At 57.2% G+C, this 25,227-nt stretch carries 28 protein-coding genes; 17 read left to right on the top strand and 11 right to left on the bottom strand.

What is annotated here, in order from left to right; translation table 11 throughout:
* The first annotated feature begins 5 nt into the window (after positions 1–5).
* Positions 6–362, top strand: a complete 357-nt coding sequence (locus P349_RS06330; protein ID WP_032647964.1) for a hypothetical protein — start codon at positions 6–8, stop codon at positions 360–362.
* On the opposite strand, the gene P349_RS06335 is transcribed toward P349_RS06330, so the two are convergent.
* Entirely contained in the window at positions 355–1,248 is an 894-nt protein-coding gene (locus P349_RS06335) for a LysR family transcriptional regulator (RefSeq protein ID WP_032647965.1), read from the bottom strand. The two genes, P349_RS06330 and P349_RS06335, sit on opposite strands and share 8 nt — an antisense overlap.
* Positions 1,249–1,345: 97 nt before the next feature.
* On the opposite strand from P349_RS06335, the gene P349_RS06340 reads away from it, so the two are divergent.
* The gene (locus tag P349_RS06340) at positions 1,346–1,948 is read left to right on the top strand and encodes a short chain dehydrogenase (protein ID WP_032647967.1); all 603 of its coding nucleotides are present in this window, start codon (positions 1,346–1,348) and stop codon (positions 1,946–1,948) included.
* On the opposite strand, the gene P349_RS06345 is transcribed toward P349_RS06340, so the two are convergent.
* The 7 genes from P349_RS06345 to P349_RS06375 all read right to left on the bottom strand — a co-directional run bounded on the left by P349_RS06345 (position 1,942) and on the right by P349_RS06375 (position 10,397).
* Entirely contained in the window at positions 1,942–2,676 is a 735-nt protein-coding gene (locus P349_RS06345; RefSeq protein WP_032647969.1) for a class I SAM-dependent methyltransferase, read from the bottom strand. The genes P349_RS06340 and P349_RS06345 overlap by 7 nt on opposite strands.
* 126 nt (positions 2,677–2,802) lie before the next feature.
* Entirely contained in the window at positions 2,803–4,182 is a 1,380-nt protein-coding gene (locus P349_RS06350; protein ID WP_032647971.1) for an amidohydrolase family protein, read from the bottom strand.
* Position 4,183: 1 nt separating this feature from the next.
* Positions 4,184–5,140: a carbamate kinase family protein gene (locus P349_RS06355; protein ID WP_024907671.1), complete on the bottom strand. Its 957-nt coding sequence runs from the start codon at positions 5,138–5,140 to the stop codon at positions 4,184–4,186.
* The gene (locus tag P349_RS06360; RefSeq protein WP_032647973.1) at positions 5,137–6,717 is read right to left on the bottom strand and encodes a hypothetical protein; all 1,581 of its coding nucleotides are present in this window, start codon (positions 6,715–6,717) and stop codon (positions 5,137–5,139) included. The genes P349_RS06355 and P349_RS06360 overlap by 4 nt, the downstream gene beginning before the upstream one ends.
* An 11-nt stretch (positions 6,718–6,728) precedes the next feature.
* Positions 6,729–8,144 carry a DUF1116 domain-containing protein gene (locus tag P349_RS06365; RefSeq protein ID WP_032647976.1) on the bottom strand — a complete coding sequence of 472 codons (1,416 nt, stop codon included), beginning with the start codon at positions 8,142–8,144 and terminating at the stop codon, positions 6,729–6,731.
* Complete coding sequence (fdrA, locus tag P349_RS06370) at positions 8,144–9,685, bottom strand: acyl-CoA synthetase FdrA (RefSeq protein WP_032647978.1); 1,542 nt, start codon at positions 9,683–9,685, stop codon at positions 8,144–8,146. Before fdrA ends, P349_RS06365 begins: the two co-directional genes overlap by 1 nt.
* Positions 9,686–9,791: 106 nt before the next feature.
* Positions 9,792–10,397, bottom strand: coding sequence for an ankyrin repeat domain-containing protein (locus P349_RS06375; RefSeq protein WP_032647980.1), 606 nt, complete (start codon positions 10,395–10,397; stop codon positions 9,792–9,794).
* Between the two features lie 320 nt (positions 10,398–10,717).
* Between P349_RS06375 and P349_RS06380 the strand changes: the two genes are divergently transcribed.
* Entirely contained in the window at positions 10,718–11,647 is a 930-nt protein-coding gene (locus P349_RS06380; protein WP_032647981.1) for a LysR substrate-binding domain-containing protein, read from the top strand.
* Here the strand turns inward: P349_RS06380 and P349_RS06385 are convergent.
* On the bottom strand, positions 11,644–11,802 hold the full coding sequence (locus P349_RS06385; RefSeq protein WP_032645235.1) for a YqaE/Pmp3 family membrane protein: 159 nt from the start codon (positions 11,800–11,802) through the stop codon (positions 11,644–11,646). The genes P349_RS06380 and P349_RS06385 overlap by 4 nt on opposite strands.
* Before the next feature lie 181 nt (positions 11,803–11,983).
* On the opposite strand from P349_RS06385, the gene P349_RS06390 reads away from it, so the two are divergent.
* The 3 genes from P349_RS06390 to P349_RS06400 all read left to right on the top strand — a co-directional run bounded on the left by P349_RS06390 (position 11,984) and on the right by P349_RS06400 (position 13,073).
* Positions 11,984–12,283 carry an ArsR/SmtB family transcription factor gene (locus P349_RS06390; protein WP_032647983.1) on the top strand — a complete coding sequence of 100 codons (300 nt, stop codon included), beginning with the start codon at positions 11,984–11,986 and terminating at the stop codon, positions 12,281–12,283.
* Between the two features lie 9 nt (positions 12,284–12,292).
* Positions 12,293–12,814 (top strand): rhodanese family protein, encoded by a 522-nt coding sequence (locus tag P349_RS06395; RefSeq protein WP_032647985.1) that lies wholly within the window; start codon positions 12,293–12,295, stop codon positions 12,812–12,814.
* Positions 12,815–12,893: 79 nt separating this feature from the next.
* Positions 12,894–13,073, top strand: coding sequence for a hypothetical protein (locus P349_RS06400; protein WP_023308920.1), 180 nt, complete (start codon positions 12,894–12,896; stop codon positions 13,071–13,073).
* 38 nt (positions 13,074–13,111) lie between these two features.
* Here P349_RS06400 and stpA read toward each other — a convergent pair whose 3' ends face one another.
* A complete protein-coding gene (stpA, locus tag P349_RS06405) occupies positions 13,112–13,516 on the bottom strand; it encodes a DNA-binding protein StpA (RefSeq protein ID WP_024907680.1) in 405 nt (134 codons plus the stop codon).
* 494 nt (positions 13,517–14,010) lie between these two features.
* Here stpA and alaE point away from each other — a divergent pair, with 494 nt between their 5' ends.
* Complete coding sequence (gene alaE, locus P349_RS06410; protein ID WP_008502567.1) at positions 14,011–14,460, top strand: L-alanine exporter AlaE; 450 nt, start codon at positions 14,011–14,013, stop codon at positions 14,458–14,460.
* A 32-nt stretch (positions 14,461–14,492) separates the two neighbouring features.
* Here alaE and P349_RS06415 read toward each other — a convergent pair whose 3' ends face one another.
* Positions 14,493–14,837, bottom strand: coding sequence for a DUF2002 family protein (locus P349_RS06415; protein WP_024907681.1), 345 nt, complete (start codon positions 14,835–14,837; stop codon positions 14,493–14,495).
* Positions 14,838–14,997: 160 nt separating this feature from the next.
* Here P349_RS06415 and P349_RS06420 point away from each other — a divergent pair, with 160 nt between their 5' ends.
* The 10 genes from P349_RS06420 to mprA all read left to right on the top strand — a co-directional run bounded on the left by P349_RS06420 (position 14,998) and on the right by mprA (position 25,139).
* Positions 14,998–15,324, top strand: coding sequence for a DUF883 domain-containing protein (locus tag P349_RS06420; protein WP_008502569.1), 327 nt, complete (start codon positions 14,998–15,000; stop codon positions 15,322–15,324).
* Between the two features lie 252 nt (positions 15,325–15,576).
* Positions 15,577–15,816 carry a glutaredoxin-like protein NrdH gene (gene nrdH / locus P349_RS06425; protein ID WP_008502570.1) on the top strand — a complete coding sequence of 80 codons (240 nt, stop codon included), beginning with the start codon at positions 15,577–15,579 and terminating at the stop codon, positions 15,814–15,816.
* Positions 15,813–16,223 carry a class Ib ribonucleoside-diphosphate reductase assembly flavoprotein NrdI gene (nrdI, locus tag P349_RS06430; RefSeq protein WP_032647987.1) on the top strand — a complete coding sequence of 137 codons (411 nt, stop codon included), beginning with the start codon at positions 15,813–15,815 and terminating at the stop codon, positions 16,221–16,223. Before nrdH ends, nrdI begins: the two co-directional genes overlap by 4 nt.
* Positions 16,196–18,340, top strand: coding sequence for a class 1b ribonucleoside-diphosphate reductase subunit alpha (gene nrdE / locus P349_RS06435; protein ID WP_032647989.1), 2,145 nt, complete (start codon positions 16,196–16,198; stop codon positions 18,338–18,340). The genes nrdI and nrdE overlap by 28 nt, the downstream gene beginning before the upstream one ends.
* 9 nt (positions 18,341–18,349) lie before the next feature.
* Positions 18,350–19,309, top strand: a complete 960-nt coding sequence (gene nrdF, locus P349_RS06440) for a class 1b ribonucleoside-diphosphate reductase subunit beta (RefSeq protein ID WP_032647991.1) — start codon at positions 18,350–18,352, stop codon at positions 19,307–19,309.
* 331 nt (positions 19,310–19,640) lie between these two features.
* The gene (gene proV, locus P349_RS06445; protein ID WP_032647993.1) at positions 19,641–20,843 is read left to right on the top strand and encodes a glycine betaine/L-proline ABC transporter ATP-binding protein ProV; all 1,203 of its coding nucleotides are present in this window, start codon (positions 19,641–19,643) and stop codon (positions 20,841–20,843) included.
* Complete coding sequence (gene proW / locus P349_RS06450; protein ID WP_032647995.1) at positions 20,836–21,906, top strand: glycine betaine/L-proline ABC transporter permease ProW; 1,071 nt, start codon at positions 20,836–20,838, stop codon at positions 21,904–21,906. The genes proV and proW overlap by 8 nt, the downstream gene beginning before the upstream one ends.
* A 9-nt stretch (positions 21,907–21,915) precedes the next feature.
* Positions 21,916–22,911, top strand: coding sequence for a glycine betaine/L-proline ABC transporter substrate-binding protein ProX (proX, locus tag P349_RS06455; RefSeq protein WP_032647997.1), 996 nt, complete (start codon positions 21,916–21,918; stop codon positions 22,909–22,911).
* Between the two features lie 199 nt (positions 22,912–23,110).
* Positions 23,111–24,295, top strand: a complete 1,185-nt coding sequence (locus P349_RS06460; protein WP_032647999.1) for an MFS transporter — start codon at positions 23,111–23,113, stop codon at positions 24,293–24,295.
* 313 nt (positions 24,296–24,608) lie between these two features.
* On the top strand, positions 24,609–25,139 hold the full coding sequence (mprA, locus tag P349_RS06465) for a transcriptional repressor MprA (protein WP_023333174.1): 531 nt from the start codon (positions 24,609–24,611) through the stop codon (positions 25,137–25,139).
* The last annotated feature ends 88 nt before the right edge of the window (positions 25,140–25,227 follow it).

Genomic DNA, 25,227 nt, shown 5'->3' with positions numbered 1-25,227 from the left:
CAATAATGAAAATCATCGTAACGTTATCCTGTTTCCTGCTGAGCGGCTGTGTTGTCGGTAACATGGACTCTTCCGACTATAAATATGTTCGCTATGCTCAAACCTTCCAGAAGCCGGGGCCGGGAGGCTACACCGATAATGAGCAGCGCAAGAAAGATCTTTACTTCTGTGGCGTAGACAAAGACGCCAATCTTGATGACGGCAGCTATAACGGGGGCAGCAGCAGACCTGACCAAACACTTCAGGAAATCGTTGCCAGAAACGACAAAATATCGAATTGCATGAAGCAGAAGGGCTATACCGTCTACGGCTATGACGAGTGTGGCCCCCTCAAAGCGCCAACCGGACGTTGCCCTAATTAACGCTGACATGCCCATTCTGCATGATGTGCGCAATAAACTGAGTGAGTTTAGGTAGCGGCCGCAAATCCTGGCGCCACAATAAATGCACCGGCCTCGGCGCGGGCGTGAACGGCTCAAGCACGCGCACCAGCCTGCCGCTTGCCAGCTCTTCCGCCACCAGCACTTCCGGTTGCAGCAACAGCCCCGCCCCGGCCCGCGCCGCCATGCGTAAGCCGTAGCCGTCGTTACATCTTAAGATCGCATCCCGCTTCCAGCGCACCTCTCCTTCCACGCCCGGCAGCCGCCACTCGTTACGTGCAGTCCACACCGTGTGCGAAAGACAGAGATGATCCACCAGATCGTCTGGCGTTTGCGGCGTGCCGTGTCGCGCTAAATAGTCCGGTGCGGCGCAGATCACCATGTTGTAGGGGCACAGGTATTTCGCCACCAGATCGTCATTACGAACGTCACCAATGCGAATGGCCAGATCGACGCCCTCCTCCACCAGATCGACCATCCGGTTGGTGAGATCCAGCTCGATGCGTACCTCCGGGTAGCGCTGCAAAAAGGTGGCCGTCAGCGGGACAATCACGCAGCCGCCAAACGATGTGGGTGCCGTGACGCGCAACGTTCCGGCAGGTGCAGCACGGAGCCGCTCGACTGCATTCTCAGCAATGGAGACCTGCTCCAGCACCCGCTTCGCCTCGTCGAAATAGACGCGTCCGGCATCCGTCAGGCTCTGGCGGCGCGTGTTACGCTCCAGCAGGCGTGTGCCGAGCTGTGCTTCCAGCAGCGCAACGTACTTGCCCACCATCACCGCCGACATCTCCAGCCGTGCCGCCGCACCGGTAAAACTGCCGCTTTCCACCACGGCAATAAACGTCTCCATGCTGCGGAGCTTATCCATATTCCAAACCTCTGGTTAGCAATCCTCTAACTTTAGCCCAGTTTATCCGTTTTTTGATTTGTTAAAGAATAAAGGCTCACAACAGAAGGAGTCAGCTATGAAAATCGTCATTATTGGTGCCAGCGGTACGGTCGGTCGTGCGGTAACGGAAGAGCTGAGTCGTCGCCACGAGGTCATCCGCGTCGGCCGCACGCAGGGCGACGAGCAGGTGGATATTACCTCGCAGGCGAGCGTTCAGGCGCTCTTCGAGAAAATCGGCCAGGTGGATGCGATTGTGTCCGCCAGCGGTGGCCTCTATTTCGGCCCGCTCGCGACCATGAAAGACAGCGACTTCAACCAGGGCCTGCAGGATAAACTGCTCGGGCAAGTGCGCCTGGCGCTGACCGGCCAGCACTGCCTGAATGAAGGCGGCTCGATTACGCTGATAAGCGGAATTGTGGCGCACGAGCCGATTGCGCAGGGCGTGAACGCCACCACGGTGAATGCCGCGCTGGAAGGGTTTGTTCGCGCGGCAGCCTGCGAACTGCCGCGCGGGATCCGCATCAACCTGATCAGCCCGACGGTGCTCACCGAATCGGTCGACACGTACGATGGCTTCTTCCCGGGCTTCGAAAGCGTGCCTGCCGCCACGGTGGCGCAAGCCTATCGTCGCAGCGTGGAAGGCGTGCAGACCGGGCGCGTATACAAGGTCGGCTACTGATCCTTACGGGCGGCGATCAGCACCAGCATCGGGCGCTCCGCCTCTTCGGCCAGTGCGGGCCAGGCGTCAATCTGCGCCTGAGTTGGCCCCCACTCGTTGACGTTGCTTATCGTTAATCCGGCCCTGATGAGCGCGTTAAGCGTGGTGCCCAGCGTGCGGTGGTATTTGATTACCCCGTCCGCCAGCCAGTTGCTGACGCGCTGGCCTTCGTCCTGATAATGGTTCACGCCCCAGAACCGCTCTCCGTTATCGTCGGTCAGCCAGCCCTGACGGGAGGCGCAGGTGTAAATGGGGTGCTCCATCGAAAAGACCAGGCAGCCGCCGGGCTTAAGCGCGCGCTGAACCTTCGCAAACAGGGTATCCAGCTCCGGCAGGTAGTGCAGCGCCAGCGAGCTGTAGACCAGATCGAGGCTGTTCTCGTTGAGCTTAAGTGATTCCAGATCGCTACGCTGATAGTGAATCCGTGCATCGTCAGTCAGTTCAGCCGCGCGGGCGAGCATCTTTTCTGAGATATCGACCCCCGTGACGTCAGCAGCGCCCAGCTCGCGCGCGGCACGGCAGAACCAGCCGTAGCCGCAGCCGAGATCGACAACCGATTTACCGGTTAAATCCGGTAGCATGCTTTTTAGTGCAGGCCACTCCGGCGCGCCGTCCAGACCCTGCACCGAACGCGGAAGCTGGGCGTAGCCTTCAAAAAACGCCGGGTTGTCGTAGATGTTTTGTGCCATGGCAGATCCCTCTTTAAGAATGTGACTCCCAGTATAAAACATTGCCGGGTGGCGCTGCGCTTACCCGGCCTACGATTTGAGGGTTTCAGTAGGCCGGGTAAGGCGAAGCCGCCACCCGGCTCGCGTTTAGCCCACCGTACCCCAGACCAGATTTCCCTTATGGAACGTTGCGGTACGCGGGGAAATGCGCGCCACGGCTTCGGCGGAGCAGGAGGCGTCCACCAGCACAAAGCTTGCATCGTCCTGCGCTTTTGGCCACACGCGCTCGCCTTTGTCGTTCAGCGGCAACACGTCGCCGGTCGCAATCCCCAGCGCGCGGGAGAGCGTCTGCTCGTTTGGGCGAATATAGAGCTGCGCATAGAGATTCGCTTTCTCCAGCATGTCCCCCAGACCGTACGGCGACCAGTGGTCGATTACGCTGTCGGTCCCCGTCATCACAAACACGCCCTTCTCGCGCAGCTGCTTCAGCGGCATATGCAGGGTGCCAATCGGCACGGTGGAGGCGATGGTCACCTGCTGCGCCGCCATGCGGGTGGCGATCTCATCCACCTGCTGTTCGTTGAGCGTCGCAAGGGCGAAGGCGTGGCTGATGGTGAGTTTCCCCTTCAGCGCCGGCGTTTTCTCCACGGTTTCGACCATGTAGTTCACCGCCGCCACGCCCGCCGGGCTGGTTTCGTGCAGGTGAATATCCACCCCTTTGTCGTAGTCCAGCGCAATCTGGAACATGGTATCGAGGGATTTCTCCATCGCGCCGTCAACGTTGGTTGGATCCAGCCCGCCCACGTAGTGCGCCCCAGCCTGCATCGCTTCGCGCATCAGCTTTTCAGAATTCGACAGCAGCAGCCCGTGCTGCGGGAAGGCGACGATTTCGCAGTCAAAACCAGATTTGCGGCGCGCCAGCACCGCCTGCAGGTTTTCCAGGTTTTTCAGGCCGGAAACCGGCTCAATGTTGCAGTGGCTGCGGGCGATGGTGGAGCCTTTCGACTGGATCAGGTCGATCAGCTTTTCCGCGCGTTCTTGGGTGTAGGGCTGCAGCTCCGGCAGCAGCTTCTGCTCAAGGCGGATCATGTCCTGAATCGTGGTGCCCGCCGGGCGGTTGAGCGATCGCCACGGGCCGCCGTAGAAGGTTTTATCCAGGTGGATGTGCATGTCACGCATTGCCGGGAGCATCAGCTTGTTGCCCGCATCGTAGTGAGGCAGCGAGGCGTCGGCGTGGCGCTTGTTGTCGCGCAGGGCGACGATCTTCCCGTCCTTGATTTCCAGCGTTTTCAGCTCGGTACGGGTGCTCGTCGCCACGCCGCCGTCGAAGTTAAACCCGTCTTCGAGCAGCACGTTGTCCAGATAGTAATGTTTCGCGGTGATATTCATAGGCTTACCGGTCTCGCAGAGTGGCTTTGCGGAGTCAGCAGCATACGCGACGGAGCCGGTCGCGCCAAACAGCGCGCAGGCGGTGACCATTTTGCCGCTCTGGCTGATAAACTCGCGGCGGCTTTTATTTTCACTCATCTTATCTTCCTTCATTCACAATATGGGTACCGGTTTCCCCGCGCAGCGCCGCGGGCAGGCAGTCCGGCGAGGTGATAATCACGCGCTTGCCGCCGTGGTGTAAAAATTCCAGCGAGGCGACGATTTTGGGCAGCATGCTGCCCGCCGGGAAGTGGCCTTCCTCCATATAACGCCTCATCTGCGCCACGTTAACGGTGTCCAGCGCCTGCTGGTTTGGCTTGCCGAAGTTGACGCACACCTTCTCCACGCCGGTGGTAATCACCAGCACGTCGGCGCGGATCTCGCGCGCCAGCAGCGCGGTGGAGAGATCTTTATCAATCACCGCGTCGACGCTCTGGTAATCCCCTTGTTCGCTGCGAACGACCGGGATCCCGCCGCCGCCCGCGCCGATCACGACATACCCTTTTTGGGTCAGCGTCTTAATGGCATCCGCCTCAACAATCCGCAGCGGCTGGGGTGAAGCCACCACGCGACGATATCCCCGACCCGAATCCTCAACAAAGTGCCAGTCCGGGTGCGTGCGCTGCAGCTCGTCGCGCTGTGCCTCGCTGAAGAACGCACCGATAGGTTTCGTCGGGTGCGTAAAGCCGGGATCGTTTTTATCCACCTCCACCTGCGTGACGACCGTGACCGCTTTTTGCTCCCCGCGCACGGCCAGGCAATTGTTGAGCGCCTGCTGGATCAGATAGCCGATGCCGCCCTGGGTGTCCGCCACGCAGTTTGCCAGCGGGGTCAGCGGCAGTCCTTCCCGCTCGTGGGCGATTTCGGCACGGCGCAGATCCAGCCCCACCTGAGGGCCGTTGCCGTGGGTGAGCACGATGTCATAGTCGGAGGCCAGCATTTCCAGCACCGACTCTGCCACCGCTTTCACCGCCTGCGCCTGATGTTCAACCGACTGGCTGGCGTTGTCTTTGATAATGCTGTTGCCGCCAATGGCAACGACCATAAGCTCTTTCATTTTGTTTCCTTTAGAAGGTGCGTTCTGGTGCCCTCACCCCGGCCCTCTCCCACAGGGAGAGGGGGATTAACAGAGATATCCAGCACATGCTTCACCACAAACATGCCGCCCATCATCAGATACGCGGTGACGAACATCAGCGAACTGCCTTCGGCAAAGCCCACAACCGGGGCGTGGATCACCCCGAACAGCGCCAGCAGTGCCCCGCCCGCCGCAGCCACGGCGCCGCGCAGCGGTTTGTTGATGATGGCGAAGATGGCGATACAGCCCCACAGCATGCTGGCGAGCGGTGCCCCGTTCCCCAGATGGACTAATCCTTCGTAGTAGATCCCTTTACTGTGCAGCACGTCGGTGCCGATTTTCGCCGCGCTGGTGCCTGCCGCCCCCATCACGCTGTTCATCATGGTCAGCGCCCAGTTGGCGATCCACGGGAACAGACAGATGAAGATCACGGGTACCTCCACTTTGGGCGTTTCCCTCACCACCTGGTTGGCGGTGACCACGCCGATAAACACCAGAATCGGCACGATGGCGGTCATCGGAATGATGGCGAGCATAAACGCCCCCAGCCCGAACAGCGGCACGATGAACATGGTTACGCCGGAGGCCAGCGTGTAGCCGATGCTCGCCCCCATCGCTTTCCAGCCGGGATGGCCGACGTAGACCGTCACCGGGAACGGGTTCCCCATCAGGCAACCGAGCATGGAGGCCAGACCGTTCGCCAGCATCACCTTGCGCGTCGGGTATTCATCCCCCGCCGCGTGGGCGCTTTCGATGTTCTCCAGATCAAAGATGTAGTTCGCCAGACCCAGCGGTACGGCAGAGGCAAGATACGGCAGCGCGTGCGGCAGCCCCTGCAGGAAGCCCTCCACGTGCACCTGCGGCGGGTTAAAGCCGAAGGATGACATGGACGCTTTAATCGCTTCCGGGCTTTGCAGTCCGGAGATCCACGCCAGTGCGGTACCGGCTATCAGCAGCAGCAGGCCGGTCGGGATTTTGGCGAAAATCGGCTTTTTGCCAAACCAGTTAATGAAGATCAGCAGTAGCACGATAAACGACACGGTCGGCGCCTCGAACGCCTGCAGCATCGGGTTCATCGCCAGCAGCAGCAGACCCAAACCGGACAGGCACGACAGCAGCACGGTGCGCGGGATCATCTTGCGGATGGTTTCCCCTAAAAACGAGCCGCCCGCGAGGATCATCGCCTCCACGAAGCACCACACCAGGCCAATCTGGATGGCGAACTCCGCATCGCCGGTCTGCTGATAGACCGGCATCAGCACCAGGAAGGTCACGGTAAAAATTGACGGCGCACTGGGGCCGGACGGCAGCGCGGTGACGTCCGTTCGCCCGGTGGCGCGCGCCATCTGCATGCCGAACCAGGCGTAGCAAATACTCGCGGTCAGCACCGCCAGCCCGAAGGCCGGTGCGATGCGTCCATAAACAATTTCCTTCGGGATGCCGACGACAAAAATGAGCAGCCCCATCATGGTCAGCAAATTGGTCAGGTTGTTGGTCATCAACCCGAAATACGCCGCCCAGTCACCTCTTTTCCACTCCAGCTTCATGTTTTTCATGGATGCTTGCCTTATAAAAAGTAGCGATCGCGGAAGGTCAACAGCGCCTTTTCAAAACAGCTAAACGGCGGGTGAACGATGCCCGCCCCAATCATGCCGATGCCCGCGTCTTTGTGGGCAATGGCGGTGTTAATCACAGGCAGAATGCCGCTGCCGGCGACTCTGGTGATGTCGATGGCGGTCGGGATCCCCATAAACGAGAGCAGCGGAATGGTGACGTTCGGGTTTTCGCCGAGGGTGATTTCGCGCATCTGGCGGGAGAAGTCGATAGCTTCCTCCACCGTGCCGCCCACCAGCGCAACGATTGCCGGGGCCGTCGCCATCGCAAAGCCGCCGATGCCGTAGGTTTCGGTGATGGCGCTGTCGCCGATATCCAGCCCGGAGTCTTCCGGCTTATAGCCCGCGAACATCGGGCCGATCACCTGCTGCGCCGGGCCGGTGAACCACTGCCCCGGCAGGCCGGAAATGCGCAGGCCAAACTCGTAGCCGTTGCGCGCCATGGTAGTGACCACGGTGCTGTACTCAATCCCGTGAGCGGCGTCCAGCGCGGCCTTACACATCGCCATCCACGTCGGGCCGGAGAAGTAGTCGCTGCTGGCGACAAACTCAAATACCTCGCGCTGCTGCGCCACCGGATAGCCCGCCTGAATCATCCCCGGCGTCAGCGCCTGGATCAGCAGCGTGGTGCCCGCGTTGTTGCGGTTGTGGCACTCATCCCCCATGTGCAGCGCCTGGGCCAGCATCAGCCGCAGGTCGATTTCGCCGATAATCTTCATCGCGTCGCGCAGCATCGGACCGAGCACGTCGCGCATCCAGTTCAGGCGGTCGATGACGCTCTGGTCGTTGGCCCCCATGCGCAGGATCTTCGCCATCTGCTCGCTGAGGTTAGTGAAGGCGCGGTTGCCGTAGGTTTTGTTCTCAACGATGTGCATAAACATCGACGCGGAGGTGACGCCCGCCATCGAGCCCACGCAGTCGTGCTCGTGGCACGGCGAGAACGTAATATCCCCGGAGGCGGCAAGCCGTGTCGCGTCGTCCAGATCTTTCGCCAGCCCTTCAAACACCAGCGCCCCGGTGACCGCACCCTTCATCGCGCCGCACATGTTTTCCCAGGAGACAGGCGGACCGGCGTGCAGAATGGTGGTGCGGGTCATCCCCGGCACAACGTTAATCGCCTGGTCATAGCCCACCAGCACCGGATGGGACTGAATAATGCGCTCAAGCGCAAGCTTGTTGGCGGCGGCGATTTTCTCCGCCAGCGGTTTTTTCGCCAGCTGGTCGAGCGCCTCAACGACCTGCATATTGCCCTGCCCCGGCGGCGTCCAGTCGAGCTGGGTGACGGGTACGTGCTGTTTTTTAAGATCGTCGCTGAACATCGCGATGCCGACGTTGATGACGTTCAGCGGCTGGTTGAATAAGGTGGTCATTATGCTTTCTCCCCTTTGCAGACAAATTCGCGTGCCAGTAATCCGGTGTTGGTGCTGCTGCTGGCCCAGATGACGCCTGCGTCGGTCAGCAGCTGGCACTGCTGCGCCAGCGACTGCGGATCCTGGTCGGTACCCAACACGTAGCCGAGGATTTCCAGCGGACGGTTTTCGGCCTTTGCAATTGCCTGCGCCTCTTTAATGGCGTCGAGCATCACGCCGACCGGATCCTCATGCGCGCCGAAGCCCAGCACGAAGTCCATCACGATGACGCCCACCTCAGGATCGCGTGCCTCCTGCAGCAGACGGCTGATGCGGTTGGTCGGGTCGATCATCGGATGCGGCTTGCCGTTGGTGAAATCGTCGTCGCCAAAGTCGAGGAAGGTATGGGCTTTACTGACGCTGATGTCGCTCAGGCGCTTAGACGGATCCGGCTGGATGTTGCTGTAGACGTCGTCGAATTTCGCAAGCGCCGCGAACATCGCCTCGTCGCACAGGGTGCCGCCGCAGAACAGGCCGCGAATGTACTTCTGCTGCGGAGTCAGGCGGGCGCGCACCTCTTCAATCAAAGGCCAGTTGAGCGGATGCAGATCAAGGGACTCTTTTTTGATGCCGGTGAGCAGGACCGCCTTCAGGGCTGCCTCTTTGGTGCCGCGCGCAAACTGCAGGCCGTCCTCATCGGCGGGCGGTTCGCTGCGCCCGAGGAAGCAAACAACCACCGGCTTGCGGCAGGCTCTGGCGCGGGCCAGCACCTTTTCTGCCACGGCAGGCGCCGCTGGTTTGGAGATCAGCGCAATCACCTCTGTGCCCTCGTCGGCTTCGAGCATGTCGATGGCGTCGAGCATCATCAGACCGCCGATTTTCTCGCTGAGATCGCGCCCGCCGGTGCCAATCAGCTGCGACACGCCGCCGCCGAATTCGTGGATGCGCACGCTCAGCTCCTGGCTGCCGGTGCCGGATGCGCCGACGATGCCAATCGAGCCGCGGCGCACCGCGTTAGCAAAGCACAGCCCCGCGCCGTTGATGATGGCGGTGCCGCAGTCCGGCCCCATCATCAGCAGCCCTTTCTGGTGCGCCAGCTGCTTCAGCGCCAGCTCGTCGTCGAGCGACACGTTATCGGAGAAGAGCATTACGTTGAGATCGTTTTCCAGCGCCTGGCGCGCCTCGCGGGCGGCGAAGGTGCCGTTGACGGAAATCACCGCAAGGTTGCTGTCCGGGCGATGGGTTTTGGCACTGGCAATCGTCGCGTAGCGCGCTTCATGGGAACCTGCGCTCTCTTTACGCGTGAACAGCGCTTCAATAGCGGCCAGCGTTTCATCATTCGCCGCGTCACCTTTAATCACGATCATCAGGTCGCCGTTTTTGGCTTCCGCTAATTCCGGCGTTAATAACCCGAGGTTTTTTAATACGCCTTTATTCATCTCCGTCGCCATGGCCACAAACGCCTGGTCGACGCCCGGCAATTTATTGGCTTTGGTAGAAACGGACATTAATGACACCGAATCAAAATACGTATTCTTTTTTATAACGATTTTGGTTGGCATTGTTTTCTCCTGAATACGGATAAAAGGGGGCCGCCGTCGTGCAAAATGCACGTCGGTAAAAATACTTTTGAATTAACGGCCAGCCGGAAATGGCTGGCCGAATGCGCTATGCGCCCGCCGCCAGCAGCAGGTCGGCAATCTCAGTGAAGCCTTTCTCCCGCGCCAGCTCGAGCGGGGTTTTGCCATATTTGTCGGTCATGTGCGGGTTCGCGCCGTGATCCAGCAGCAGCTTCACGATCGCCTGCTGCTTTGCGCCGCCGTCGTTTAGGACGATGGCTTCCAGCAGCGGCGTCCAGCCAACAAAGTTGGTGTGGTTGACGTTGATGTCGGTTTTTTCCAGCAGCTCGCGTACGATCTCCACGTGCCCTTTTTCACTGGCTGGCGTAATGCCCACGCCGCCAAAGCGCGTCAGGCGGTCGAGATCCGGGTTCGCGGGCAATACCAGCCGCAGGAGAGTTAAATCATTCGTCAGGCAGCTAATGAGGAAAGGGTTAAAGCAGGTCTGGTCCTGTTTATCAATATCCGCTCCGGCGGCAATTAATAACTCTACGCAGGCATAATGTTTTTTCAGGCTGGCAATAATAACGGCGGTTCTTTTCTGGTGGTTGGTGGCGTTAATATCCACGCCTTTCTCCAGACAGGCTTTTAGCGCATCGCTATTGCCCTCCTCTGCCGCCAGCAGAAATTCAGTAACGAGTTCAGTTGCAGACATATTCAGACTCCTGATGTTTTTATTTCTGTTGACCTGAGAATAGCAACAGCCTGGTCATAAAAGAATCCGCTTAAAAATGATTCATCGACAGTCAATTCATTGTTGAGTTAAATTCAACAAACCGGTCAAAACGTGCGTCTGTGCAACCTTTTTCTTATGTTTATCCGCTTTTTAGCGCTCGAGACTGCATTATGCTTATGCCTGATGAAGCCTTACGCACCAGGGCTTTCAGCAAAGAGTCAGAACTGTGATCGGCTTCAAATGCGTTGTAACAACGCTGTTAAAATATGTTCAAAACTGATGGCTGAAGGGAGTGAGATATGAATTCCATCTTTACCGAAGAGAACCTGCTGGCCTTTACTGCCGCCGCACGCTTCGGCAGCTTCAGCAAAGCCGCCGCCGAGCTGGGCGTCACCACGTCCGCCATCAGCTACACCATTAAGCGCATGGAGACCGGGCTGGACGTGGTGCTGTTTGTGCGTAACACGCGCAGCATTGAGCTGACCGAGTCCGGCTTTTACTTTTACCGTAAGGCCACCGACCTGCTTAACGACTTTCACGCCATCAAGCGCGGGATTGATACCATCTCACAGGGCATCGAGGCGCGGGTGCGCATCTGTATTAACCAGCTGTTGTATACGCCGCGCCATACCGCGCGGCTTCTGCAGGTGCTGAAAAAGCAGTTTCCCACCTGCCAGATCACCGTCACCACGGAGGTCTATAACGGCGTGTGGGACTCCATCATCAACAACCAGGCCAATATCGCCATCGGCGCACCGGACACGCTGCTCGACGGCGGCGGGATTGACTACACCGAGATCGGCGCCATCCGCTGGGTCTTTGCCATCGCGCCGGAACACCCGCTGGCCTTCGTCCCGGAACCGATAGCGGAGAGCCAGCTGCGCCTGTACCCCAACATCATGGTGGAAGATACTGCGCACACCATTAACAAGAAGGTCGGCTGGCTGCTGCACGGACAGGAAGCCATTCTGGTGCCGGACTTTAATACCAAATGCCAGTGTCAGATCCTGGGCGAAGGGATAGGTTTTTTACCGGAGTATATGGCGCGGGAAGCGGTGGAAGACGGGCTGCTGGTGACGCGGCGTATCAATAACCCGCGTCAGGATTCGCGCATGCTGCTCGCCACGCAGCATGCCGCGACCGGCCAGGTCACGCGCTGGATCAAACAGCAGTTTGGCCCCCAGGGCGTGCTGACCGGGATCTACAGCGACTTACTCTGGCGTGCTTAGTTCTTACTCTGAACCCAAAAGGCATGGATAAGACCCGGGATGTAGCCCAGCAGCGTCAGAATAATGTTGATAATAAACGCCCAGCCGAAACCTTTGCCCAACAGCACGCCCAGCGGCGGCAACAGGATGGTAAAAACAATACGCCAAAAACCCATATCAAAACTCCGTGCAAGCTAATCCATTGAAAATAATAAAGAGAACTATCTCTAAGCATAGCCAGTTTACCTGTCTGCGCCAGTTCTCTCCCCTGCGTTTACCCTCTTTTACGCTTTTGACGCTGGCGTAAAGTGCACAATTACTTTAGCATTATCTTAATTAAGAAAACACTAAACTACCATGACCGAACTCGAACAGCTTCAGGCCAGCGCAGAGCAGGCCGCAAACCTTTTAAAAGCGATGAGCAACCCGCGTCGGCTGCTGATCCTCTGCACCCTGTGCGGCGCCCCCGGCACCAGCGCGGGGGAACTGGCCCGCGCGACGGGGCTAAGTCCTTCCGCCACGTCGCAGCATCTGGCGCGCATGCGTGATGAAGGTCTTATCGACAGCACCCGCGACGCGCAGCGCATTCTCTATTTCATTAAAAACGATGCGGTGCGTCAGCTCATCAGCACCCTGAAAACCCTTTATTGCCCGTAAGGAGCCGCCATGTCACTTCCCCTTATTTCACCACGCGAGGCCAGCGCCCGCATCGCTGAAGGCGCAAAACTGATTGATATTCGTGATGCCGACGAGTACGCCCGCGAGCATATTCCCGCCGCGCAGTCCGTGCCGCTGGATACCTTCCCCGGCGGTCTTAACGCTCAGGCGAGGGATACGGTGATTTTTCACTGCCAGTCTGGTGCCCGCACCTCAGGCAATGCCGACCGCCTTGCGCAGGCCGCCGCGCCCGCTCAGGCATTTGTGGTCGATGGGGGTATTCAGGGCTGGAAGCAGGCCGGGCTGCCTACCGTCGAAGACAAATCCCAGCCGCTGCCGCTGATGCGTCAGGTGCAAATTGCTGCCGGGCTGCTCATTCTCTGCGGCGTGGTGCTGGGCTATAGCGTCTCCGGCGCTTTTTTCCTGCTCAGCGGTTTTGTCGGAGCCGGACTGCTGTTCGCCGGTGTGACGGGCTTTTGCGGTATGGCGCGACTGCTCAGGGTAATGCCCTGGAACCGGCGTACCTCATAAGCAGTAATCGGTGAAATACGCTGTACCCGGCGTCATGCGTGGGCTAAGGTGAAGGTCGCTAAAACGATGAGGAGGTAATATGTTTTCTGTCGGTGATTATGTGCAACCGCGTAAAGGCGGCCCGAAACTGAAAGTGCTCGAAGTGAACGGTGACAGCATTGTGGCGGTTCAGGCCAGCAATGAGCAAGGCGAGAAATATACTCTGAAAGCTGCCGATGTGGCGCCGTATACCGAAGAAGGCGATTTCGGCGTCTGCTGAACAGCCAGCCGGGCGGCGTGTACCGCCCGGCTCACCTGTCAGATCAGAAAATCATCCAGCGATTTACCGTTTGCCAGCGCGTTGGCAATAGGCTTCGGCGTGCGGCCCTGGCCGGTCCACGTTTTCTCTTCACCGTTCTGGTCAATAAAACGATATTTTGCTTCACGCGGCTTGCGCTTTTTCGCTGGATTACCCGTCAGCGCCCTTTCAGAGCCCAGAAGGTCAGTCGGTGAAATACCATCGGCTTTCATCAGTTCCAGCAGGGCATTAATTTTTTCCTGCTGTTCAGCACGCTGCTGCTCTAATTCCGCCAGCTCACTCCGTTTCTCTTCAGTAACGACCCTGACCTTTTCCAGCGTTTCCTCAAGAACGTCCAGGGATAATTCACGCGCCATGGCGCGCAGAGTTCGGATATTATTAAGATTCTGTAACGTCAAAGACATATTATTTGAAAACCTTCTCTTTAGGGTAAATAGATAAATCGTCGACAGAATAATTCATTTCCGCTGAAATATCTACCCATGGGGCCGCCCTGCCAGTAGCGTAAATATGTTTAAATATCACTGCGAATATTATCTTATAACGCCTGCGGGATACGCATGGATTCAATCATCGCATCAATATAAATGGTCAACTTTAATCAAAATTTCAGCATTCTACGCCTCGCACAAGAGGAACGATTCTCACGCTGGCGCCATAAACACCAACCATATGATTTACCTGAAAAAACAGCCAACCGAGACAGATTATAACGAACCGCATAAAAAACAATCACTTTTAGAGAATTTTGTGGACAAAAGGCGATTAAATAAAAATTAATCACTAGTTGTTAGTTCAAACACAGAGATATACTCTATACACGTCAAACAAACCAACCTAAAGCACTAATCGCTTCAGGAAAATCGTTTCTTTTGTGTTCTTCTCAAGGAGTTCAGACATGTTCTCACCGCAATCACGCCTTCGCCATGCCGTGGCGGATACTTTCGCGATGGTTGTCTACTGTTCCGTTGTGAACATGCTGATCGAAATATTCCTCTCCGGAATGTCCTTCGAGCAGTCACTTTCTTCTCGTCTGGTGGCGATCCCGGTCAATATAATTATTGCATGGCCTTACGGCTTATACCGCGATGCCGTCATGCGTTTTGCGCGTCGTATCAGCCCCGCAGGCTGGGTGAAAAACCTGGCGGACGTTCTGGCCTATGTAACGTTCCAGTCGCCGGTTTACGTGGCCATTCTGCTGACAGTGGGTGCAGACTGGCACCAGATCGCTGCGGCGGTCAGTTCGAATATTGTGATTTCAATGCTGATGGGTGCGGTATACGGCTATTTCCTCGACTACTGCCGCCGCCTGTTTAAAGTCAGCCAGTACAGTCAGGCAAAAGCGTGATGTGAAGCGACTGGCGCACGCCAGTCGCGAATTTACTGTACGTCGCCAAACAGTCCCTTCAAAAACCGCTCCAGCGCCATGCGTGAACTGAAGCCATGCGGAATACCATAATGCTCATGCCGTTCACCGCCCAAATAGAGCGGAAATTGCTGATAGTGATCGCAGGTTTTAATATCCGAGGCAGGCTCAGCAAATGACAGACTTCTGTCTTTCAGCGTCGGGTGAATAATGAGAGCGGTACGTCCCATTCTTGCTTCACGATTAACGTAAACATAATTATCGCCACGGCGATATCCATACGCTTTTGGTGTCACCTCATCCATGGTGAATCCCTCTTTTTCAAGAACGCGCGCCACCTCATCAGGTCGTAAATACATATCTTTTCCTCGTTATCTTTTCCTGCCCGGCAACCTTACAGTATTCAGCATTAGCAGGGCTTTCAGAATAATCCATAAACTGCCGGATAACGCGTGATGGGCTTCAGATATTAAATTTCTGAACTAAACTGAACGGGAACACAAAATTACGGAGGATCGTATGTTTAACAGACCGAACCGAAACGATATTAATGACGACGCTCAGGATATTCGTAATGATGTCAGCCAATTAGCGGACACGCTGGAAGAGGTGCTGAAGTCCTGGGGAAGTGACGCGAAGGACGAAGCGGATGCCGCAAAGCGTAAGGCTCAGTCTCTGCTCCGTGAAACCCGCGCGCGCTTAAACGGCCGCACGCGTACGACACAGGCTGCCTGCGATGCGGTCAGCTGCGCAACGACCTTCGTGCGCGAGAAACCGCTCTGTACGCTCGGCACGGTAGCGGCCGTCGGTATCTTTGTGGGCGCTCTGCTTAGCCTGCGTAAATAACCCGCTCACGCACCGTTATCTGCCCCGGTGGCCAATGGCTGCCGGGGCTTTTCTTTGCCTTCTCGCCTGTAAAACCCGTGTAGCCTGCCCTGCCCAGCTGTGCTCATCATCGGGACAACATCAATCTAAATTTCCCATATCTTGTATGGTTGAAACTTAAGACAACTACATCTAGTATTCCTTTTAGCAAGACACACACAACCTGACGCGATGACTCGCGCCGTTATCTCATTTTAAATGGAAATACGAATCATGAGTATTATTATTTACACTCGTAACGATTGTGTTCAGTGCCACGCGACCAAACGGGCAATGGAAAGCCGCGGCGTGGCGTTTGAGATGGTGAATATTGACCAGCAGCCCGAGGCCGCCGATACCCTTCGCGCGCAGGGTTTCCGTCAGCTTCCGGTGGTGGTGGCCGGGGAGACCAGCTGGTCTGGCTTCCGCCCGGACATGATCAACCGCATCGCCGCGCAGGCCGCCCGGGCATGAGTGGGCTGGTGTTCTTCTCCAGCAGCTCGGAAAACACGCTCCGCTTTATTGAGCGCGTCGGGCTGCCTGCGGTGCGCATTCCCCTTAACGAGCGGGAGCGGATCCGGGTAGAGGAACCTTACATTCTGGTGGTGCCCAGCTATGGCGGAGGCGGTACGGCGGGCGCTGTGCCTCGCCAGGTGATCCGCTTTCTGAACGATCCCCATAACCGGGAGCTGATCCGCGGCGTCATTGCGGCGGGGAATCGCAATTTCGGCGATGCCTTTGGCCGCGCCGGAGATGTCATCTCTCAAAAGTGCGGCGTGCCGTATCTCTATCGCTTTGAGCTGATGGGGACGCAGCAGGACGTCGAAAACGTGCGTAAAGGAGTGAACGAATTTTGGCAACGACAACCGCAGAACGGGTAATACAGGCGACGCCGGATTACCACGCATTAAACGCCATGCTTAACCTCTATGACCGGGAGGGACGCATTCAGTTTAATAAAGACCATGAGGCGGTGGACGCCTTTTTTGCCGCCCACGTGCGGCCCAACAGCGTGACTTTTGCAAGCCAGAATGAACGTCTCGACTATCTGGTTAACGAGGGCTACTACGACGCGCGCGTCCTCACCCGCTACGAACGCGCCTTCGTCGTGAAGCTGTTTGAACGCGCCCACGCCAGCGGCTTTCGTTTCCAGACGTTCCTTGGCGCGTGGAAATACTACACCAGCTATACCCTGAAGACCTTCGACGGTAAACGCTACTTAGAAAGCTTTGAAGATCGCGTGGTGATGGTCGCGCTGACCCTGGCACAGGGCGATGAAGCGCTGGCGGAACAGCTCACCGACGAGATCCTCTCCGGACGCTTCCAGCCCGCCACGCCAACCTTTCTCAACTGCGGCAAAGCCCAGCGCGGTGAGCTGGTTTCCTGCTTCCTGCTGCGCATCGAAGACAATATGGAGTCGATTGGCCGCGCGGTGAACTCGGCGCTGCAGCTTTCCAAACGCGGCGGCGGCGTGGCGTTTCTGCTCTCTAACCTGCGTGAAGCGGGCGCGCCGATCAAGCGCATCGAAAACCAGTCCTCCGGCGTGATCCCGGTGATGAAGATGCTGGAAGATGCGTTCTCCTACGCCAACCAGCTTGGCGCGCGCCAGGGCGCGGGCGCGGTTTACCTGCACGCGCACCATCCGGACATTCTGCGTTTTCTCGATACCAAACGCGAAAACGCCGACGAAAAAATCCGTATCAAAACCCTGTCGCTGGGGGTGGTGATCCCGGATATCACCTTTAAGCTCGCCAAAGAGAATGCCGAGATGGCGCTCTTCTCGCCGTATGACATCGAGCGAATTTACGGCAAGGCCTTTGGCGACGTGGCCATCAGCGAGCTCTACGACGAACTGGTGGCCGACGATCGCATACGCAAAAAAACCATCAACGCCCGCGATTTCTTCCAGACGCTTGCCGAAATTCAGTTTGAGTCCGGCTATCCGTACATCATGTTTGAGGATACGGTGAACCGCGCGAACCCGATTGCCGGGCGCATCAACATGAGCAACCTGTGCTCGGAGATTTTGCAGGTCAATAGCGCGTCAGCCTACGACGAAAACCTGGACTACGCGGAGATCGGCAAAGACATCTCCTGCAACCTCGGGTCGCTGAATATCGCCCACACCATGGATTCACCCGACTTTGGCCGCACGATAGAAACCGCCATTCGCGGGCTGACGGCGGTGTCGGACATGAGCCACATCCGCAGCGTGCCGTCTATTGAAGCGGGCAACGCCGCGTCGCACGCCATCGGGCTGGGGCAGATGAACCTCCACGGCTATCTGGCGAGGGAAGGCATCGCCTACGGCAGTCTGGAAGGACTGGACTTCACCAACCTCTATTTTTACACCGTCACCTGGCACGCGCTGCACACCTCAATGATGCTGGCGCGCGAGCGCGACCAGCGCTTCGCGGGCTTTGAGCAGTCCCGCTACGCCAGCGGGGAATATTTCAGCCAGTATCTGGAAGGCGACTGGCAGCCGAAAACCGAAAAAGTGTGCGAACTGTTTGCTCGCGCGGGGATTACCCTCCCCACGCGTGAGATGTGGCTGCAGCTGCGTGACGACGTGATGCGCTACGGCATCTACAACCAGAACCTGCAGGCGGTGCCGCCAACCGGTTCGATCTCCTATATCAATCACGCCACCTCGAGCATTCACCCGATCGTATCGAAAATTGAAATTCGTAAGGAAGGCAAAACCGGGCGCGTTTACTACCCTGCCCCGTTTATGACCAATGAGAACCTGGCGCTGTATCAGGACGCGTATGAGATCGGGCCGGAAAAAATCATCGATACCTACGCGGAGGCGACAAAACACGTGGATCAGGGGCTGTCGCTGACGCTGTTCTTCCCGGATACCGCCACCACGCGGGATATCAACAGAGCGCAGATCTACGCCTGGAAGAGAGGCATCAAAACGCTCTACTACATTCGCCTGCGCCAGCTTGCGCTGGAAGGCACCGAAATTGAAGGCTGCGTGTCCTGCGCGCTGTAAGGAGAAAGGATGAAACTGTCACGCGTGAGTGCCGTTAACTGGAACAAAATCCAGGACGACAAAGACCTGGAGGTGTGGAACCGCCTGACCAGCAACTTCTGGCTGCCGGAAAAGGTCCCGCTCTCCAACGATATTCCGGCCTGGCAAACGCTGAGCCACGCCGAGCAGCAGCTGACGATCCGCGTTTTTACCGGCCTGACGCTGCTCGACACCATTCAAAATACCGTCGGCGCACCGGCTCTGATGAGTGACGCGCTGACGCCGCACGAAGAGGCGGTAATGTCGAACATCAGCTTTATGGAGGCGGTGCACGCCCGCTCCTACAGCTCGATTTTCTCCACCTTGTGCCAGACCAAAGACGTCGACGCGGCCTATGCCTGGAGTGAAGCGAGCGAGTCATTGCAGAGAAAAGCGGAGCTGGTGCTGACGTATTATCGGGCCGACGAGCCGCTGAAGAAGAAGATCGCCAGCGTGTTTCTGGAATCGTTCCTCTTCTATTCTGGCTTCTGGCTGCCCATGTACTGGTCGAGCCGGGGCAAGCTCACCAACACCGCCGATTTGATTCGGCTCATCATTCGTGATGAAGCGGTGCACGGGTATTACATCGGCTATAAGTATCAGAAAGGGCTGGAGAAAGTCAGCGAGGCAAAGCGCGAGGAGCTTAAAGGCTTTGCGCTCGATTTGCTGATGGATCTGTACGACAACGAGCTGAGCTATACCGAGGAACTCTACGCCGGCACCGGCTGGGAGGATGACGTGAAGGCCTTCCTCTGCTACAACGCCAACAAGGCGCTGATGAACCTGGGTTACGAGGCGCTTTTCCCGCCGGAGATGGCGGAGGTGAACCCGGCGATTCTGGCCGCGCTGTCGCCCAATGCCGACGAAAACCACGATTTCTTCTCCGGGTCGGGTTCGTCGTACGTGATGGGCAAAGCGGTAGAAACCGAGGATGAAGACTGGGATTTTTAATGAACGTTAACGTTCGTTAATTTAATATAAACCCAACAATTCCCTCTCTAATATTTACAAAGCAACTACACTGTAATTTCCACGTCATATTCGCCTGAATCATTCCATTTCAGGCGAAATTTCCCGATGCAGCAGCAAAAAATTGAGAAAAATTCAGATCGCGCTCAGCCCTTTACTCATGGGAAATTCAGCCGTTTCGCTTCCATGAAAATTCATGTCATAAGCAAACCCAGGGTTGTCTCAGATTCTCAGTATGTTAGGGTTATGCCCGTTAACAATTTACCATGGTAATCATATCGGCATAAACAAATAACAGGACACTCTCTATTGCATGGCAATTAAATTAGAAGTGAAAAATCTTTATAAAGTATTTGGCGAGCATCCGCAGCGCGCATTCAAATATATTGAGAAAGGCCTTACGAAAGAGCAAATTCTGGAAAAAACCGGGCTATCGCTTGGCGTTAAAGACGCCAGTCTGGCCATTGAAGAAGGCGAGATTTTTGTCATCATGGGATTATCCGGTTCGGGTAAATCCACTATGGTTCGCCTTCTCAATCGCCTGATTGAACCCACCCGCGGACAGGTGCTGATTGACGGCGTGGATATCGCCAGAATATCAGACGCCGAGCTTCGCGAGGTGCGCAGAAAGAAGATCGCAATGGTGTTCCAGTCATTCGCGCTAATGCCGCACATGACGGTGCTGGATAATACCGCTTTCGGCATGGAATTAGCCGGCACGCCGGCTCAGGAACGTCAGGAAAAAGCCCTGGATGCACTGCGTCAGGTCGGGCTGGAAAATTATGTGCATGCGTACCCGGATGAACTTTCCGGCGGTATGCGTCAGCGCGTGGGATTAGCCCGCGCATTAGCCATTAATCCAGACATATTATTAATGGACGAAGCCTTCTCCGCCCTCGATCCGTTAATTCGCACCGAGATGCAGGATGAGCTGGTAAAATTACAGGCTAAACATCAGCGAACGATTGTCTTTATTTCCCACGATCTGGATGAAGCCATGCGTATTGGCGACCGTATTGCCATTATGCAAAACGGTGAAGTGGTGCAGGTCGGCACGCCGGATGAAATTCTCAATAATCCGGCAAATGATTATGTGCGCACCTTCTTCCGCGGCGTGGATATTAGCCAGGTCTTTAGCGCCAAAGATATTGCCCGTCGAACGCCAAACGGCATTATTCGTAAAACCCCAGGCTTTGGCCCGCGCTCGGCGCTGAAGCTGCTGCAGGACGAAGACCGTGAATACGGTTATCTGGTTGAACGCGGCAATAAATTTGTTGGCGTTGTCTCCATAGACTCCCTGAAAACGGCTCTCACTGAGAACCAGGGAATCGATGCGGCGTTAATTGACGCTCCGCTTGCCGTGGACGCCGAAACGCCGCTCAGCGAGTTGCTCTCTCACGTGGGTCAGGCGCCGTGCGCCGTGCCGGTCGTGGGCGAGGAACAACAGTACGTCGGCATCATTTCAAAACGGATGCTGCTGCAGGCTTTAGATCGCGAGGGGGCAAACAATGGCTGACCAAACTAACCCGTGGGGTACCACTGAAGCAGCGGACAGCGCTGCACAATCCGCCGACGCGTGGGGTTCCACGCCCGCTCCTGCCGACGGCGGCGGCGCGGCAGACTGGCTCAATAGCACACCCGCGCCTGCGCCAGAACACTTCAACATCATGGATCCGTTCCATAAAACGCTGATCCCGCTGGACAGCTGGGTGACGGAGGGGATCGACTGGGTGGTGACGCACTTCCGTCCGGTTTTCCAGGGGATCCGCATCCCGGTGGATTACATCCTGAACGGCTTCCAGCAGCTGATGCTGGGCATGCCAGCGCCGGTCGCCATTATCCTGTTCTCTCTGATCGCCTGGCAGTTTGGTAGCGCCGGGATGGGGATCGCCACGCTGATTTCGCTGATTGCCATTGGCGCGATTGGCGCGTGGTCGCAGGCGATGATAACCCTGGCACTGGTGCTGACCGCCCTGCTCTTCTGCATCGTCATCGGCCTGCCGATGGGGATCTGGCTGGCGCGCAGCCCGCGGGCCGCGAAGATAATTCGTCCGCTGCTGGATGCAATGCAGACCACCCCGGCGTTCGTCTATCTGGTGCCGATTGTCATGCTGTTCGGCATCGGCAACGTGCCGGGCGTGGTGGTGACCATTATCTTCGCCCTGCCGCCGATTATTCGTCTGACCATTCTCGGGATCAACCAGGTGCCTGCGGACCTGATCGAGGCGTCACGCTCGTTCGGTGCCAGCCCGCGCCAGATGCTATTTAAAGTTCAGCTCCCGCTGGCCATGCCAACCATCATGGCGGGCGTTAACCAGACGCTGATGCTGGCACTCTCAATGGTGGTGATTGCCTCGATGATCGCCGTTGGCGGACTGGGCCAGATGGTGCTGCGCGGCATAGGCCGCCTCGACATGGGGCTGGCCACCGTCGGCGGCGTCGGGATTGTCATCCTCGCCATTATTCTTGACCGCCTGACCCAGGCCGTCGGTCGTGATTCACGCAGTCGCGGCAACCGTCGCTGGTATACCACCGGCCCGGTCGGGTTACTCACCCGCCCTTTCACGAAATCAAAATAAGGAACAACGATGCGACATAACGTACTTTTTGCCACAGCGTTTGCTACCCTTGTCTCCACCAGCACGTTCGCGGCTGACCTGCCGGGTAAAGGCATTACCGTGCAGCCGGTGCAGAGCACCATTTCGGAAGAGAGCTTCCAGACGCTGATCGTCAGCCGCGCACTGGAGAAGCTGGGCTACACGGTTAACACGCCGAGCGAAGTGGATTACAACGTGGGCTACACTTCGATTGCTTCCGGTGACGCCACCTTCACCGCGGTGAACTGGCAGCCGCTGCACGACGATATGTATGCCGCCGCCGGTGGCGACAAGAAATTCTACCGCGAAGGCACCTTCGTGACCGGCGCGGCGCAGGGTTATCTGATCGACAAGAAAACCGCCGATAAGTATCACATCACCAACATTGAACAGCTGAAAGATCCGAAGATCGCCAAACTGTTCGACACCAACGGTGACGGCAAGGCCGACATGATGGGCTGCTCGCCGGGCTGGGGCTGTGAAGCGGTGATTAACCACCAGAACAAAGCCTTCGATCTGGCGAAAACGGTCGACGTGAGCCACGGCAACTATTCGGCGATGATGGCCGACACCATTGCCCGCTTCAAAGAGGGTAAACCGGTGATCTACTACACCTGGACGCCGTACTGGGTGAGCGACGTGCTGAAGCCGGGTAAAGACGTGGTGTGGCTGCAGGTGCCGTTCTCCTCCCTGCCGGGCGAGCAGAAAGACATTGACACCAAGCTGCCGAACGGCATGAACTACGGCTTCCCGGTGAACACCATGCATATCGTGGCGAACAAAGCCTGGGCCGAGAAAAACCCGGCAGCGGCGAAGCTGTTCTCGGTGATGAAGCTGCCGCTGGCGGACATCAACGCCCAGAACGCGATGATGCACGCGGGTAAATCCTCCGAAGCGGATGTGAAAGGCCACGTGGACGGCTGGATCAAAGCCCACCAGCAGCAGTTTGACGGCTGGGTGAAAGAGGCGCTTGCGGCGCAGAAGTAAAAACAACCCCCTGCCCCTCACCCTAACCCTCTCCCCAAAGGGGAGAGGGGACTTTATACACCCTCTCCCCTTTGGGGAGAGGGCTGGGGTGAGGGGATTAACCGCACAAACACACACATAACAATCCCCCAACATTCACAATCATTAGCTATTATGGTTTCCGGAAAAATAATCACTCAACTAACGATTCCTGAAACTAATGACAAAAACCACTCAAGGGCTTAGCCCCGCACTCATCCTTTTAATGTCCGTGGCAACGGGTCTGGCGGTCGCCAGCAACTATTACGCGCAGCCTCTTCTCGACACCATCGCCCGCGCGTTCAATCTCTCCGCCAGCTCCGCAGGCTTTATCGTTACCGCTGCACAGCTCGGCTATGCCGCCGGACTGCTGTTCCTGGTGCCGCTCGGCGATATGTTTGAACGCCGAATGCTGATCGTGTCCATGACACTGCTGGCCGCCGGTGGGATGCTGATCACCGCCAGCAGCCAGTCGCTGACGATGATGATCGTCGGTACCGCGCTAACGGGGTTGTTCTCCGTGGTGGCGCAAATCCTGGTCCCGCTCGCCGCGACCCTCGCCTCTCCGGAAAAACGCGGCAAGGTGGTGGGCACCATCATGAGCGGCCTGCTGCTGGGGATTTTGCTGGCGCGTACCGTTGCCGGCCTGCTGGCAAGCCTCGGCGGCTGGCGCACCGTATACTGGGTAGCGAGCGTACTGATGGTCATCATGGCGCTGGCGCTGTGGCGCGGGCTGCCAAAAGTGAAGCAGGAAAACCACCTGAACTACCCGCAGCTTCTGGCCTCCGTTTTCAGTCTGTTCACCCAGGATAAGCTTCTGCGTACCCGCGCCCTGCTGGGCTGTTTCACCTTCGCCAACTTCAGCATTCTGTGGACGTCGATGGCGTTTCTGCTTGCAGCGCCGCCGTTCAATTATTCCGAAGGGGTGATTGGCCTGTTCGGTCTGGCCGGTGCCGCAGGCGCACTGGGCGCACGTCCCGCAGGCGGGCTGGCCGACAAGGGTAAATCCCACCTGACCACCTCCGCAGGGCTGATTTTACTTCTGCTCTCCTGGGCGGCAATCTGGTACGGGCACGTCTCGGTGCTGGCGCTGATCGTCGGCATCCTGGTGCTCGATCTCACCGTTCAGGGCGTTCACATCACCAATCAGACCGTCATCTATCGCGTGAAGCCAGAGGCGCGTAACCGCCTGACGGCCGGTTACATGACCAGCTACTTCATTGGCGGCGCGGCGGGTTCGCTCATTTCAGCGTCGGCGTGGCAGCATGCAGGCTGGTCGGGGGTATGTGCGATCGGGGCCATCGTCGCCACCCTTAACCTGCTAGTATGGTGGCGTGGTTACCATCGCCAGGATGCAATTCACTAAGTTTTACATTGCGTTGGCCTCTTAGGGTGTTAAGAGGCCTTTCACTCTGTTAATGTAAACGTAATCATTTATCCCAGAAATTTTAATGTGGGTGACATATTTACAATCGGCATGAATAGTTCAGACCCCCGTCCTCACATCCTCTCTTCAGCGGGTTCACACCCTACGCTTTCTGTGCTCACCGGGTCACGGACTTACCCGGCGCTTTCTGATGGTGACATTGATTTGGCGGATATAACCGCACAAATAATTCATTTACATTATTTGTCACCATCGTTACTATATCGGCTGTAATTAATGAGGTTATGCCCAAATGGATAGTTCGTTTACGCCCATTGAACAAATGCTTAAATTCCGCGCCAGTCGCCATGAGGACTTCCCGTACCAGGAAATCCTGCTGACTCGCCTGTGCATGCACATGCAGGGTAAGCTACTGGAAAACCGTAATAAAATGCTGAAAGCTCAAGGGATTAACGAGACGTTGTTTATGGCGTTGATTACGCTGGAGTCTCAGGAAAATCACAGCATTCAGCCTTCCGAACTGAGCTGCGCGCTGGGCTCTTCCCGTACCAATGCGACCCGTATTGCCGATGAACTCGAAAAGCGTGGCTGGATTGAGCGCCGTGAAAGCGACAACGATCGCCGCTGCCTGCATCTGCAACTGACCGATAAAGGTCACCAGTTCCTGCGCGAGGTGCTGCCACCTCAGCACAATTGCCTGCACAAACTCTGGTCTGTCCTCAGCACCGCCGAGCGCGACCAGCTTGAGCACATCACTCGCAAGCTGCTCACCCGTCTTGACCAGATGGATGAAGACGGCGCCGTTCTTGAGGCGCTGCGCTAACGCGACGACACGCTCACCATTCCAGATTCATAAGAAAACCGACAGGCCAGCACGTCACACTGCTGGCCTTTCTGACAACAGGTCGGCT

The organism is Enterobacter sp. DC4 (assembly GCF_000568095.1).
GTDB classification, from domain to species: Bacteria; Pseudomonadota; Gammaproteobacteria; order Enterobacterales; family Enterobacteriaceae; genus Enterobacter; species Enterobacter pseudoroggenkampii.
The sequence above is the reverse complement of the archived record's forward strand: the minus strand, read 5'-3'. Positions and strand labels throughout refer to the sequence as shown.